Origin of the sequence: Xanthomonas sp. NCPPB 4467 (genome assembly GCF_041475665.2) — a bacterium.
GTDB lineage: Bacteria > Pseudomonadota > Gammaproteobacteria > Xanthomonadales > Xanthomonadaceae > Xanthomonas > Xanthomonas dyei.
Genome location: NZ_CM191260.1, coordinates 988,225 through 1,001,508, shown reverse-complemented (window position 1 = coordinate 1,001,508; position 13,284 = coordinate 988,225). Strand labels below are relative to the sequence as shown.

11 protein-coding genes are annotated in these 13,284 nt (G+C 65.6%); 7 read left to right on the top strand and 4 right to left on the bottom strand.

What is annotated here, in order from left to right; genetic code table 11:
* Positions 1 to 97: 97 nt before the first annotated feature.
* The gene (locus tag ACCQ06_RS04290; RefSeq protein WP_104616011.1) at positions 98 to 901 is read right to left on the bottom strand and encodes a DsbC family protein; all 804 of its coding nucleotides are present in this window, start codon (positions 899 to 901) and stop codon (positions 98 to 100) included.
* A 582-nt stretch (positions 902 to 1,483) separates the two neighbouring features.
* Between ACCQ06_RS04290 and xerD the strand changes: the two genes are divergently transcribed.
* A complete protein-coding gene (gene xerD, locus ACCQ06_RS04285; protein ID WP_316690296.1) occupies positions 1,484 to 2,455 on the top strand; it encodes a site-specific tyrosine recombinase XerD in 972 nt (323 codons plus the stop codon).
* A 337-nt stretch (positions 2,456 to 2,792) separates the two neighbouring features.
* On the top strand, positions 2,793 to 3,266 hold the full coding sequence (locus tag ACCQ06_RS04280) for an RDD family protein (protein WP_104616010.1): 474 nt from the start codon (positions 2,793 to 2,795) through the stop codon (positions 3,264 to 3,266).
* A 166-nt stretch (positions 3,267 to 3,432) separates the two neighbouring features.
* Here the strand turns inward: ACCQ06_RS04280 and ACCQ06_RS04275 are convergent, their stop codons facing one another.
* The 3 genes from ACCQ06_RS04275 to lptF all read right to left on the bottom strand — a co-directional run bounded on the left by ACCQ06_RS04275 (position 3,433) and on the right by lptF (position 6,050).
* Entirely contained in the window at positions 3,433 to 3,726 is a 294-nt protein-coding gene (locus tag ACCQ06_RS04275) for a hypothetical protein (RefSeq protein ID WP_104616009.1), read from the bottom strand.
* A 138-nt stretch (positions 3,727 to 3,864) separates the two neighbouring features.
* Complete coding sequence (gene lptG / locus ACCQ06_RS04270; protein WP_228324106.1) at positions 3,865 to 4,971, bottom strand: LPS export ABC transporter permease LptG; 1,107 nt, start codon at positions 4,969 to 4,971, stop codon at positions 3,865 to 3,867.
* Positions 4,968 to 6,050 (bottom strand): LPS export ABC transporter permease LptF, encoded by a 1,083-nt coding sequence (gene lptF, locus ACCQ06_RS04265; RefSeq protein WP_104616007.1) that lies wholly within the window; start codon positions 6,048 to 6,050, stop codon positions 4,968 to 4,970. The genes lptG and lptF overlap by 4 nt, the downstream gene beginning before the upstream one ends.
* A 107-nt stretch (positions 6,051 to 6,157) precedes the next feature.
* Here lptF and ACCQ06_RS04260 point away from each other — a divergent pair, with 107 nt between their 5' ends.
* The 5 genes from ACCQ06_RS04260 (at position 6,158) to ACCQ06_RS04240 (ending at position 13,068) form a co-directional block, all read left to right on the top strand.
* Positions 6,158 to 7,630: a leucyl aminopeptidase gene (locus ACCQ06_RS04260; RefSeq protein WP_316690291.1), complete on the top strand. Its 1,473-nt coding sequence runs from the start codon at positions 6,158 to 6,160 to the stop codon at positions 7,628 to 7,630.
* Positions 7,630 to 7,992 (top strand): hypothetical protein, encoded by a 363-nt coding sequence (locus ACCQ06_RS04255; RefSeq protein ID WP_316690290.1) that lies wholly within the window; start codon positions 7,630 to 7,632, stop codon positions 7,990 to 7,992. The genes ACCQ06_RS04260 and ACCQ06_RS04255 overlap by 1 nt, the downstream gene beginning before the upstream one ends.
* A 7-nt stretch (positions 7,993 to 7,999) precedes the next feature.
* The gene (locus ACCQ06_RS04250; RefSeq protein WP_005995970.1) at positions 8,000 to 8,425 is read left to right on the top strand and encodes a DNA polymerase III subunit chi; all 426 of its coding nucleotides are present in this window, start codon (positions 8,000 to 8,002) and stop codon (positions 8,423 to 8,425) included.
* 108 nt (positions 8,426 to 8,533) lie between these two features.
* On the top strand, positions 8,534 to 11,374 hold the full coding sequence (locus ACCQ06_RS04245; protein ID WP_316690281.1) for a valine--tRNA ligase: 2,841 nt from the start codon (positions 8,534 to 8,536) through the stop codon (positions 11,372 to 11,374).
* A 428-nt stretch (positions 11,375 to 11,802) separates the two neighbouring features.
* The gene (locus tag ACCQ06_RS04240; RefSeq protein ID WP_228324102.1) at positions 11,803 to 13,068 is read left to right on the top strand and encodes a multifunctional CCA addition/repair protein; all 1,266 of its coding nucleotides are present in this window, start codon (positions 11,803 to 11,805) and stop codon (positions 13,066 to 13,068) included.
* Positions 13,069 to 13,284 lie beyond the last annotated feature (216 nt).

Sequence of the window (13,284 nt, the reverse complement as noted above, 5' to 3'; positions counted from 1 at the left end):
GCCGGATGCCTACGCATCCAGCCCTTCCTCAACCGTATCCTGCCGTTGCGAAGCGCCTTACCCGCGCGCCACCGCTGCCAGGCTCACGTCTTCCCGCTTAGCGGCTGCCACCGGCGGTGGTGACGGCGCGCTTTTCCAACGCCTCGCGCAGCTGCGCCGGCGGGAGGTAGCCACCGAGCTGGGTGCCGTCCGGCGCAAAGATCGCCGGGGTGCCGTTGACGCCAAGACGCTGACCCAGTGTGTATTCCATCGACACCGGGTTCTTGCAGTCCTTGGAATTGACCGGCTGGCCCGACTTGGCCGCCGTCAAGGCCTGCTTGCGGTCGGCCGCGCACCACACGGCGATCATTTCCTTGTGGTCCTGGCTGCCCAGGCCCATGCGCGGGAAGGCCAGATATTCGACCGCGATGCCCTGCTTGTTGAGCTCGCCGATCTCGCTGTGCAGCTTGCGGCAGTAGCCGCATTCCACGTCGGTGAACACGGTCACGGTGTACTTGGGGTTGGCAGGAGCGAACACGATGCGGTCGGCCTTGGGCACGGTCTCCAGCTGCTTGCGACGATACGCCAGCAGGCCCGGGCTGGCCGCGAACTGCTTGTTCTGGATGTCGAACGGCTGCGCCTGGATCAGATAACGGCCGTCATCGCTGACGTACAGCACCTGCCCACCGACCACCACCTCGCGGAACCCGGGGAACGGCGCAGCGCCGATGTAGTCCGGCTTGAAGTCCGGGTCCAGCGCCTTGAGGGCGGTGCCGACGCGCTGATCCACATTGCCGGTCGCGGCGGGGGCGGCAGCGGCGGCTGGCTTGGCGCCGGCGTTGCTTGCCGCAGGCTGCGACGATTGTGCGCAGGCGGTAAGGCTGAGCGCGCCCAGCAGCGCGGCAATAGCAAGACGATACATTCACGCATCCAGTCGAATCGGGGTACCCTGATTCTCGCACAGGGTGGATGAAGCCTGGCAGCGGCCGCGACAGTTTATCGGTTGGCTTGCCGCTGGCTTGTTGGCGCTCCCAGTTCACAGGAGCGGATTGTTACGCCTGGCGCTGCCAAGACAGCGGTTGGAGCAGTGAAGCGGGATTGGGCGCGCAGGATTCCCGGCGATAGCCGTCGCGCCCCGGTGCGCTCCTACGTGTCTGATCCATGGTGCCGCGATGTCAGACGTAGGGATTGTGACGCCTGGTGCAGCCAAGTCAGCGTTGACGCATTGAAGCGAACTGGCTGCGGCGGGACTCCCGGTGACGGCCGTCGTACCCGCGTGCGCTCCTACGTGTGTGATCCGGCTGCAATTCGCATGGTGGCTTGCGTGCAGTCGCCCTGGCCAGGGAGCCGGCCATTACGCTGTGGGCAGCCTCAGGCGGCGCGTGCGACTGCCTTTGGGAGCGCCAAACCTTGGGCGTGCTACGGCAGGGCACGCACTGGCGATACGTGGCCGATCACCAATGTGGCGCATCGCAATCCATGCGGCACGTTCTATGCTGTGGCGATGTCAGCCAGCAGTCCCGCCGAACGTCGCCAACTCACCCAACAGCTGCCGCCGGTGCAGGCGGCCGATGCCGCCGTCATCGAGCGCTTTCTGGATCGCTTGTGGGCCGAGCAAGGCGTGGCGCGGCAGACGCTGGACAGTTACCGACGCGATCTGGAAGGGTTGGCACGCTGGCGCCATGGTGCCGGCGGCGGCTTGCTGGGCATCGATCGTTCGGTGTTGTTCGATTACCTGCGCTGGCGGACCGAGGCCCGATATTCGCCGCGCAGCAATGCCCGGCTGTTGTCGACCTTGCGGGCCTTCTACGGCCTGTGCCTGCGCGATGGCGTGCGCAGCGATGATCCCACCGCCCTGCTCGACCCGCCGCACTTGCCGCGCTCGCTGCCCAAGGCGCTGACCGAAACCCAGATCGAGGCCTTGCTGGCGGCGCCGGATATCCAGACACCGCTTGGCCTGCGCGACCGCGCCATGCTCGAGTTGATGTACGCCGCCGGGCTGCGCGTCAGCGAGTTGGTGAATCTGCCGGCGGTGGGCGTCAATCTGCGCCAGGGCGTGCTGCGCGTGACCGGCAAGGGCAGCAAGGAACGCCTGGTGCCGCTAGGCGAAGAGTCGCAGCATTGGCTGGAGCGCTATCTGCACGAAGCACGCCCGCTGTTGGCCGATCACAAGGCCGTGGCGGCGGTGGACGGCCAGGTGCCGCTGTTCATCGATGCGGCACACCAGCCGCCCAGCCGTCAGCACTTCTGGGCCTTGGTCAAACGCTATGCGGCGGTGGCCGGCATCGACCCGGCAACGGTCAGCCCGCACGGCCTGCGCCACAGTTTTGCGACCCACCTGCTCAACCACGGCGCAGACCTGCGCGCGCTGCAGATGCTGCTGGGCCACAGCTCGCTGTCGACCACCCAGATCTACACGCTGGTGGCCAGGCAGCACCTGCAGAAGCTGCATGCCACGCATCACCCGCGCGGTTAGCGCGCTTTGCCGGCAGACCTATCGCGCGCCCACGACCCAGCCATCCGCGCACATCAGACTCGTAGGAGCGCACCTGGGCGCGACGCCGTCGCCGAGAAGCCCGCCGCGCCCAAGCACGCCCCGAAACCCAGGCGCGACTTGGTAACGCGAGATGGGCCAATCCGTACATCAATTGCCGGAGAACCTCCACCGCATCGGCGGCAGCCTCCACGCCAACTCCGCGCACCGGCCGCAGCCACTTGGCGATTCGCACAGCCAGCGTCGGCCACGGCGTGTTCGATACGCCGTTACTGCAGCGCGGCGTTGCTGGATCGCTGGCGCCAGCTATGCTCGCGCCATGACGTCGATCGCCGCATCCGATTCCCCACGGCCAGCCGCCTTGTTGCACTGGCGGCTGCTGTCCATGTGCTACGACGCCTGGCCGGTGCTGGCGCTGTGGATGCTGATTTCCGCCGGCTTCACGCTGGGCTTTACCCTGGCCGGGCATCCGGCACGCGAAAACATCGCACCGTTCAGCGCCTGGCAGTGGCTGCTCTGGCTATGCTGCTGGGTCGCCGCCGGCGGGTACGCCACGCTGAGCTGGCGCCGCGGCGGCCAGACCCTGGGCATGCGTCCATGGCGGCTGCAGCTGGTCGGCCCGCAAGCCTCCTGGCGTGCGCTGTGGATCCGCTATGCGGTGGGCACGCTGTCGTTGGCCCTGGGCGGACTCGGATTCTGGTGGGCATGGGTCGATCGCGACCGGCTGACCTGGCACGACCGCGCCAGTGGGACGCGACTGCAGCGCAGTCACAAGCCAATCCGCACCCATTGATTACCCGCACGCCAGGCTGCCATTGCATGCTGCACAGCATCGGTGTGTCATGAAAATCTGCAGTGCAAGCAAAGATCCCGTACTCAGCTCCAGCCCGCCAGCCATCGACGCCCACACGCACGACACGCATCACCGCGTGCCTGCGACGCCCTCACTGCAGAGCTGACTACAGATCCACAGACGGGCGTTCAATCAATACCTGAATGCAATAGCCAAGCAAATACAACGCCGCCAGCATCGGCGGGAACAGCAGCGCGTAGGCGCCTGCCCATGAGAGCTCGCTCAAAATGTGGGTGCTCCCGAAGCCACGCAATAACTCGTACTGCGGCGTCAGCGGCAACTGCAACATGACGAAGCGACCCTTGGGATCGGCACCGGTGTTGGCAATCCATACGCAAAGCATGGTCAATGCGAGGTAGGGCAGACACAACAGAAGCCCACCGATGCTCAAGCGACGCATACGATTCCTTTCGCAGATACGGATCATTGGATGCCGCAGAAGTGCCGTCGGGTTAGAAAGTGGCACATGCGCAAGTTCCGACACACTACAGGGCGCCCTACGGCGTCCCGCGACATCGAATCTTTTGACCAGCGGCGCCTAACTACTGCGCCGCCGGAACAACCACGCGGACACGCCCAGCATCACCATCGGCGGCAGTGCGTAGGCGATGCGATAGTCCAGCTTTAGCGCGCCAGCCATACGGCCGAAGAACAGCTGCAGCAGCCAGAAGCCGAGGGCGAACAGGATGCCCAAAAACAGGCGCTTGCCCAGGCCGCCGCTGCGCAGCGAACCGAACGAGAACGGGATCGCCGCCATGCACAGCGCCAACACGTTGAGCGGGTAGAACCAGCGGCTCCAGTACTGGTCTTCGTAATCGCGCGCGTCCAGTCCGTTGCGGCGGCGATATTCGATGCTCTGCTGCAGTTCGTGTGCGGAGAGATTGCGCGGCTTGGCCAGGCCGGACGCCAATGCCGCCGGGCTCAGCTGCGATTGCCATGGTAGCTCGGGGAAGGTTTCGCGCTGCACCGAACGTTCCTGGAAGGTATCGCGACGCACCTGGCGCAAGGTCCAACGGCCGTCGCGGTGCTCGGCCACGGACGCGTAGGTCAGCTGCTGCAGCCTGCCGTTGGCATCCAGGTGATACAGCCGCACATCGTGCAGATCGAGCGCGGTGCCGCCGCCGTCGAGCAGCTTTTCTTCGCCGCTGAGCGCGTTGAGGAAGGTATCGCCTTCGCGTGCCCACAGACCCGAATAGCGCGAGGACGCCATGCTGTTGTTGTAGCGGGCGCTGGCCTTGAGGGTGTCGGCCTGGTTCTGCGCCCATGGCCCGACGGTTTCGCCGCTGATCACCATGCTGGCGGTCAACAGCGCCATCGCTGTCACCACCGAGGCGGACATGCGCTTGCGCGAGACGCCCAGCGCGCGCAAGGCGGTCAACTCGGATGTGGCCGCAAGCTGGCCCAGACCCATCAGCGCGCCGATCACCGCGGCGGTGGGGAACAAGGTGTAGGCGCGACGCGGCACAGTGTAGGCCACATAGGCCACCGCGTGACCGAAGCTGTAGCTGCCCTGGCCGATGTTCTTGGCCTCGCTGGCGAAGGCGTTGACCAGGTCCAGACCCAGCAGCACCGCCCAGGTCAGCAGCACGGTGAACAACACCACGCGACCGACGTACCAATCATGGACCCGCGGGGTCAGCCTCATGCGCCCGCCCTCGGCCGACGCACGCGGCCATCGCGCGCATACGCCCACACCGCCACCGCCAGCAGCGGCAGCGTCAGCCACCACAGGCCCAGCGCAGCCGGCGTCTTGCCGTTGGCGATCCACTGGGTCCCGACGATCATCAGATTGGTGCCCACCATGTACGCCAGGAAGGCCAGCATGATCCGGCCGTAGCGCTGCTGCCGTGGCGCGCTGCGCGACAGCGGCAGGGTCAGTAGCGCGAAGGCCAGCGCCAGCAAGGGCGGCGCCAGGCGCTCATGCAGCTGCGCGCGTGCGGCCGGGCGCGCATCGGACAGCAGCTGGGTGGTCCACATCACTTCCGGGTCGTTGGCGTCGTGGGTGCGGGTGCGGTCGGGCAAGGCCACGTCGTTGCTGGCGAACTTCATCAAACGGTAGTCCAGGGTGTCGCCGGCAGCCGGGCCTTCGATACGGTAGCCGTCCTCCAGACGCAGGTAACGGTCGGTCTTGCCTTCGAAGAACATCGCGCCGCGCTGGGCAGTGACCACATCGAGGCGGTCGTCCTTCTGGCGCTGCATGAAGACCTTGCCCAGGCCCTTGCCATCGGCGGAGATGGTGGTCAGATAGACCACGCCACCGCCGGACAGCGGGGTGAACTTGCCCGACTCCAGGCCGGCCATCAGCACGCTGCGGTTGGCGTCTTCCAGCATGGTTTCGGCGGTACGGCTGGCCCAAGGGCCCAGCCAAAGCGAGCACAGTCCGATGATGATCACCACCGGCACCACCAGCATCAGCATTGGCCGCAGCATGCGCTTGGGGCCGACGCCAATGGCGGTAATGACCGCCATTTCTGAATCGCGGTACAGCCGCGCCAGCGCCAATAACAGGCCCAGCATCAGCGCCAGCGGCAGGATGATCGGCAGATAGGCCACAAATTGCAGGCCTACCTGCGACAGCAGCAAGCGAGCCGGGATGCGGCCGTCGGCGATATTGCCGAGGATATCCACCAGGACACCGCCGACGCTGACGACCAGCAGCACGATCAAGGTGGCCAGGAAGCTCTGGGTGAAATCGCTAAGCAGATATCGATCGAGCTTCGGCATAGGGTGGGCTTGTTTTAAACTCTCGGATTCGTTCGCGGCGTCGCCAGCCTAGTCAGGTTGGCGTAAACAGCCCGCGATTGTACGGATTTGCCTACGGAATCTGATCAATGGCCCTGCAATTCACCCTGAACCAAGACGCGCCGGCAAGCGCCGCCGTCGACTGCATCGTGGTTGGCGTGTTCGCCGACAAGACCCTGTCGCCTGCCGCGCAGGCGCTGGACAGCGCCAGCCAGGGCCGCCTGACGGCCCTGGTGGCACGCGGCGACGTGGTTGCCAAGACCGGCAGCACCACCCTGGTCCACGACCTGCCGGGCGTGACCGCCCCGCGCGTGCTGGTGGTCGGGCTGGGCGAGACCGCCAGGTTCGGCGTCGCGCCCTACCTCAAGGCCATCGGCGATGCGACCCGCGCGCTGAAGACCGGCGCCGTCGGCACTGCCCTGCTCACCCTGACCGAATTGCCGATCAAGGCGCGCGATACCGCCTGGAATATCCGCCAGGCAGTCGTCGTCAGCGACCACGCCGCTTACCGCTACACCGCCACACTGGGCAAGAAGAAGGTCGACGAGACCGGCCTGACCACCCTGGCGATCGCCGGCGACGACGCGCGCGCGCTGGCGGTGGGCGTGGCGACCGCCGAGGGCGTGGAGTTCGCCCGCGAGCTGGGCAACCTGCCGCCGAACTACTGCACCCCGGCCTACCTGGCCGACACCGCGGCCGCATTTGCCGGCAAGTACGCCGGTGCCGAAGCGCAGATCCTGGACGAGGCGCAGATGGAGTCGCTGGGCATGGGCTCGCTGCTGTCGGTGGCGCGCGGCTCGGCCAACCGCCCGCGGCTGATCGTGCTGAAGTGGAACGGCGGCGGCGACGCGCGCCCGTACGTGCTGGTCGGCAAGGGCATCACCTTCGATACCGGCGGCGTCAATCTCAAGACGCAGGGCGGCATCGAGGAAATGAAGTACGACATGTGCGGTGGCGCCAACGTCATCGGCACCTTCGTGGCCACGGTCAAGGCCGAGCTGCCGATCAACCTGGTGGTGGTGGTGCCGGCGGTGGAAAACGCCATCGACGGCAATGCGTATCGTCCCTCGGACGTGATCACCAGCATGTCCGGCAAGACCATCGAAGTGGGCAATACCGATGCCGAAGGTCGCCTGATCCTGTGCGATGCGCTGACCTACGCCGAGCGCTTCAACCCCGAAGCGCTGGTGGACGTGGCCACGCTGACCGGCGCCTGCATGGTGGCCCTGGGCCACCAGACCGCCGGCCTGATGAGCAAGCACGACGACCTGGCCAACGAACTGCTGGCCGCTGGCGAGCACGTGTTCGACCGTGCCTGGCGCTTGCCCTTGTGGGACGAATACCAGGGCCTGCTGGATTCCACCTTTGCCGACGTCTACAACATCGGCGGTCGCTGGGGCGGTGCGATCACCGCGGGCTGCTTCCTGTCGCGCTTCACCGAAAACCAGCGCTGGGCGCATCTGGACATCGCCGGCGTGGCCAGCGACGAAGGCAAGCGCGGCATGGCCACCGGTCGCCCGGTGGGTCTGTTGACGCAGTGGTTGCTGGATCGCGCGGCCTGATGTCGCCACGCGCCGCGCTGGGGCTGATCGCCGGCTTCGCCGTCATCGACGGCGCCACCAGCGCGGTGCCGGGTTGGGCAGGCCTGGCCAGCGACCTGGTGCGGCTTGCGCTGTTGCTGGTGCTGATCTTCATCTGGCTGAGCGCTGACAGCCGCCGGCACGGTTATCGCCGCCATATGTGGCTCAACGTGGGGATCGTGCTGGCCTGGCTGTTGTTCATCCCCATCTATCTGTATCGCTCGCGGCCTGCGGGCAGGCGCCTGCGTGCAACAGGCGGGTTCCTGCTGGCGATCCTGGCGTATGGACTGCTGTTCGCTCTCGGCAGTTTCGTCGCCGACTCCGTTTTTCCTTCCGTTTCGTGACCTGCCCATGCCCCGTGCCGATTTCTACCTGATCGCCAAACCGCGCTTCCTCGACGAACCGCTGCGGCTGGTCTGCGAGCTGGCGCGCAAGGCCAACGACGCCAACCTGTCCACGCTGATCCTGGCACGCGATGCCGCGCAGGCCGAGGCGCTGGATGACCTGTTGTGGGCGTTCGACGACGAAGCCTATGTGCCGCACCAGATCGCCGGCACCGATGAGGAAGACGAACTGGCGCCGGTGCTGATCGCCACGCCGGAGTTCGCCGCGCCCTCGCGCCCCCTGGTGATCAACCTGCGCGACGACCCGTACCTGGGCGCCTGCGACCGCGTGCTGGAAGTGGTGCCCGCCGACCCCGCCGCCCGCGAACCGCTGCGCGAACGCTGGAAACAGTACAAGGCCCTGGGCCTGGAACTGACCAAATACGATATGTGAATCGGGAATGGGGAATCGAGAATCGAACGTCGACTACCCCGTAGACCTTCACCTTTCAACGCACCCGCTTTCCCTATTCCCTATTCCCGACTCTCCATTCCCTGCCTTATGACCACCCTCGCCTCCAGCTACGAACCCTCTTCCTTCGAATCGCGCCTGTACGCGCAATGGGAGGCGGCCGGTTACTTCGTGCCGTCCGGCAAGGGCGAGCCGTACACCGTGTTACTGCCGCCGCCGAACGTGACCGGTACGCTGCACATGGGCCACGCGTTTCAGCAGACGCTGATGGATGCGCTGGTGCGCTATCACCGCATGCGCGGCTTCGACACGCTGTGGCAGGTGGGCACCGACCACGCCGGCATCGCCACCGAAATGGTGGTGTCGCGCAATCTGGCGCTGGAAGGCAACGGTGAAACGCGCGACTCGCTCGGGCGCGAGGGTTTCATCGCCAAGGTGTGGGAATGGAAGGCCGAATCCGGCGACACCATCGAGCGCCAGATGCGTCGCCTGGGCACCTCCAGCGATTGGTCGCGCAGCACCTTCACCATGGACCCGCAACCCTCGGCAGCGGTCAACGACGCCTTCATGCGCTGGTACGAGCAGGGCCTGATCTATCGCGGCCAGCGGCTGGTCAACTGGGACCCGGTGCTGAAGACCGCCATCTCCGACCTGGAAGTGGAAAACGTCGAAGAAGACGGTTTTTTGTGGTCGATCCGCTACCCGCTGGCCGATGGCGTGACCTACGAACACGTCGAGCACGATGCCGACGGCGTCGAGACCCTGCGCGAAACCCGCGATTACTTGGTGGTGGCCACCACGCGCCCGGAAACCATGCTGGGCGACACCGCGGTGATGGTGCACCCGGACGATGCGCGCTACGCCACGCTGCATAACGCGCGCATCGTGCTGCCGCTGACCGGCCGGCACGTGCCGGTGATCACCGACGATTATGTCGACCGCGCCTTCGGTACCGGCGTGGTCAAAGTCACGCCTGCGCATGATTTCAACGATTACCAGGTGGGTGTGCGGCACGACCTGCCGTTGATCAACCTGTTCACCGTCACCGCTACCATCAACGACAACGCACCGGAGCGCTACCGCGGCCTGGATCGCTACGACGCACGCAAGCTGGTGCTGTCGGAGCTGGAAGAGTTGGGCGTGTTGGTGGAAACCAAGCCGCACAAACTGCAGGTGCCACGCGGCGACCGCACCGGTCAGGTGATCGAGCCGTACCTCACCGACCAGTGGTTCGTGAAGATGGACGCGCTGGCCAAGCGTGGCCTGGAGCTGGTTGAAAGTGGCCAGATCAAGTTCGTGCCGCCGAACTGGATCAACACCTATCGCCACTGGATGGAGAACATCCAGGATTGGTGCATCAGCCGTCAGCTGTGGTGGGGGCATCGCATTCCGGCGTGGTTCGACGACGCAGGCAAGTGCTATGTCGGCCACGACGAAACCGAGGTGCGCGCGAAGCACGGCCTGGGCGCAGAGATCGCGTTGCATCAGGACAGCGACGTGCTGGAAACCTGGTTCTCCTCGCAGCTGTGGCCATTCTCCACGCTGGGCTGGCCGGATGCCGATGCAATGGCCGAGCGCGGTTTCGAGCGCTATCTGCCCTCCAGCGTGCTGGTCACCGGCTTCGACATCATCTTCTTCTGGGTGGCCCGCATGATCATGGCCACCGACAGCTTCACCGGCCAGGTGCCGTTCCGTGATGTCTACATCACCGGCCTGATCCGCGATGCGCAGGGGCAGAAGATGTCCAAATCCAAGGGCAATGTGCTCGACCCGCTGGACATCATCGACGGCATCAGCATCGAGGACCTGGTCGCCAAGCGCACCAGCGGGCTGATGCAACCGCGGATGGCCGAGAAGATCGAAAAAGCCACGCGTCGCGAATTCCCGGACGGCATCATCGCCCACGGCGCCGATGCGCTGCGCTTCACCATCGCCGCACTCGCCACCCACGGCCGCGACATCAAGTTCGATCTGGGCCGCGCCGAGGGTTACAAGAATTTCTGCAACAAGCTGTGGAACGCCACGCGCTTTGTCCTGATGAACACTGAAGGCGCGCGCTTTGCTGGCGTACCGCAACCGCGTACCGAAGCGGAGAAGTGGATTCTGGCGCGGCTGGACAAGGTCACTGCGGAAACGCATGCGCATTACGCCAACTACCGCTTCGACCTGCTGACGCAGTCGTTGTACGAATTCGCCTGGAATGCGTTCTGCGATTGGTTCGTGGAGCTGGCAAAGCCTGCGCTCAACGGTGCCGTGCAGGACAACGACGCTGCCGCCAGCACGCGCCACACCCTGCTGTACGTGCTCGAATCGCTGCTGCGCCTGCTGCACCCGCTCACCCCGTTCGTCACCGAAGAGCTGTGGCAACAGGTCGCTCCGCGCCTGGGCATCACCACCGCGACGATCTCCCTGCAGACGTTCCCGCAGGTCGGCGATGTGGACACCAGCAGCTACGCCAGCGCAGACGCCGATGTCGAATGGTTGAAGTCGATGGTGTCGGCCTTGCGGCGCGTGCGCAGCGAGTTGAACGTGCCGCCGTCCAAGCAGGTGCAGCTGCTGCTGCAGGCCGGCACCGCCGACGACCGCACGCGCGTATCGCGCTTCGCATCGCAGCTGGCGTTCTTGCTCAAGCTCGAAGCCATCGACTGGCTGGACGCCGGCCAGGACACCCCGCCGGCCGCTGCTGCCATCGTGGGCGAACTCACCCTGCTGGTACCGCTGGAAGGCCTGGTCGACATGGAGGCCGAGCGCACCCGCCTGGACAAGGAGATCAAGCGCGTGGAAAGCGAAATCGGCAAGTGCAACGGCAAACTCGGCAATGCCACCTTCGTGCAGAACGCACCGGCGGCAGTCGTTGAGCAGGAGCGTGCGCGCTTGAACGATTGGACTGTGCAATTGACAGGTCTGCGGGAACAACGCGCCAAGATCTGACGCAGTGGAACGTCCAGATGCGCTGCAGCTGCACGGTCACGCGCCGTGCAAACGGCCACCGATTCGACGGCAGCAATTGACCTGGCACGTATCGCTCAGCTCGATGAAGCACGAATTGCGTTAACAGTGCACACCGACCATCGTGACGGCCCTTGCCCGCTCACCGTCGCGGGACCTTTGGCGGCATGGATGCCGCCAAAGCGCTGACATGGACGTACTTGCAGCGTGTCCCGCGATGGTGGGCGGGCAAGGGCCCTGCAGCGAACCGGCAGACCAGACGCCTTGCGCATCATCCATCTGCAGCAATCGCTTGCAGACGCCAAGATCTACGCGATACCCCCCCCGCCAGGCACCACATCCAAGCAAAACGCGACAGCGCACGCGGCAAGTTGTTTCGACGCGAGCACCGCATCGGGCATCATGGAGCGATGAAGATCTATCTCGTTGGCGGCGCAGTCCGCGATGCCTTGCTTGGCCAACCGGCCGGCGACCGCGACTGGGTGGTGGTGGGCGCCGACCAGGCGCAGATGCAGGCACAGGGTTTCAAACCGGTGGGCAAGGACTTCCCGGTATTTCTGCATCCGCGCAGCGGCGAGGAATATGCATTGGCCCGCACCGAGCGCAAATCCGGGCGCGGCTACCGCGGGTTCGTGGTGGATGCCGATCCGTCGGTGACGCTGGAAGAAGATCTGCTGCGCCGCGACTTCACCATCAACGCGATGGCGCGCGACGAAGACAGCGGCACCTTGGTGGATCCATACGGCGGTGCCCGCGATCTGCAAGCGCGCGTGCTGCGCCACGTGGGCCCGGCCTTTGTCGAAGACCCCGTGCGCGTCTTGCGTGCCGCGCGCTTCATGGCGCGGCTGGCGCCGCTGGGGTTCAGCATCGCACCGGACACTGCCGCATTGATGCGCGAGATGGCCGCCAGCGGCGAGCTGGACAGCCTGGTGCCCGAACGCGTGTGGCAGGAACTGCGCCGCGCGCTGACGTGCGCGCAGCCCTCTGCGTTTTTGCGCACGTTGCACGACACCGATGCGCTGCGCGTCATCCTGCCGGAACTCGATGCGCTGTATGGCGTCCCTCAACGTGCCGAATTTCATCCGGAAGTGGATACCGGCATCCATCAGGAAATGGTCAGCGACATGGCCGCGCAGCTGGCACCTGGCGATGCGCTGATCGGCTTTGCCGCATTGACCCACGACCTGGGCAAGGCGCTGACACCGCCGGACGAATGGCCGCGCCATGTGATGCACGAACAGCGCGGCGTTGCGCCGCTGCAGGCGCTGTGCGAACGGCTCAAGGTGCCGCAAGACTATCGCCAGCTCGCCGTCATCGCCTGCCGCGAGCACCTCAACGTGCATCGTCTGGCGGAACTGCGCGACCGCACGCTGCACGAGCTACTGGTGCGCTGTGATGCATTTCGTCGGCCGGAGCGTATCGCGCAACTGGCGTTGGTCTGCGAGGCGGACAAGCGTGGCAGGCTGGGCAGCGAAGACGCCGCATACCCGCAAGGCGCCGAACTCCAACGCCTGCATGCCGCCGCCCTGGCGATCAACGCACGCGACCTGGCCGCCGAAGGCTTGCAAGGCCCGCAGATCGGCGAGGCCCTGACAAAGGCGCGCATTGCCGCGATTGCGAACGCACGCAACCGCGACAAGCACAGCGGCAGCGAAGAGCCTTCTACACGCGCTTGATAAGCGGCTCTAGCGTGCGACGCGATATCCATGCGACTCAAGGGCACTGGCATGCAGCTGCGGCATCGCAGCAGTGCGTCCACACTTGCCATCTCTATCGAGCAAGATTGTGCGCGGTGTCGTTTGCGTTGCCGCGCTGCCCGTCGCCACCGACCTACACGTCATAGACGCCCAAGCGTGCCGAATCGTGACGCCCTGACCACCAAAAGCAACGGA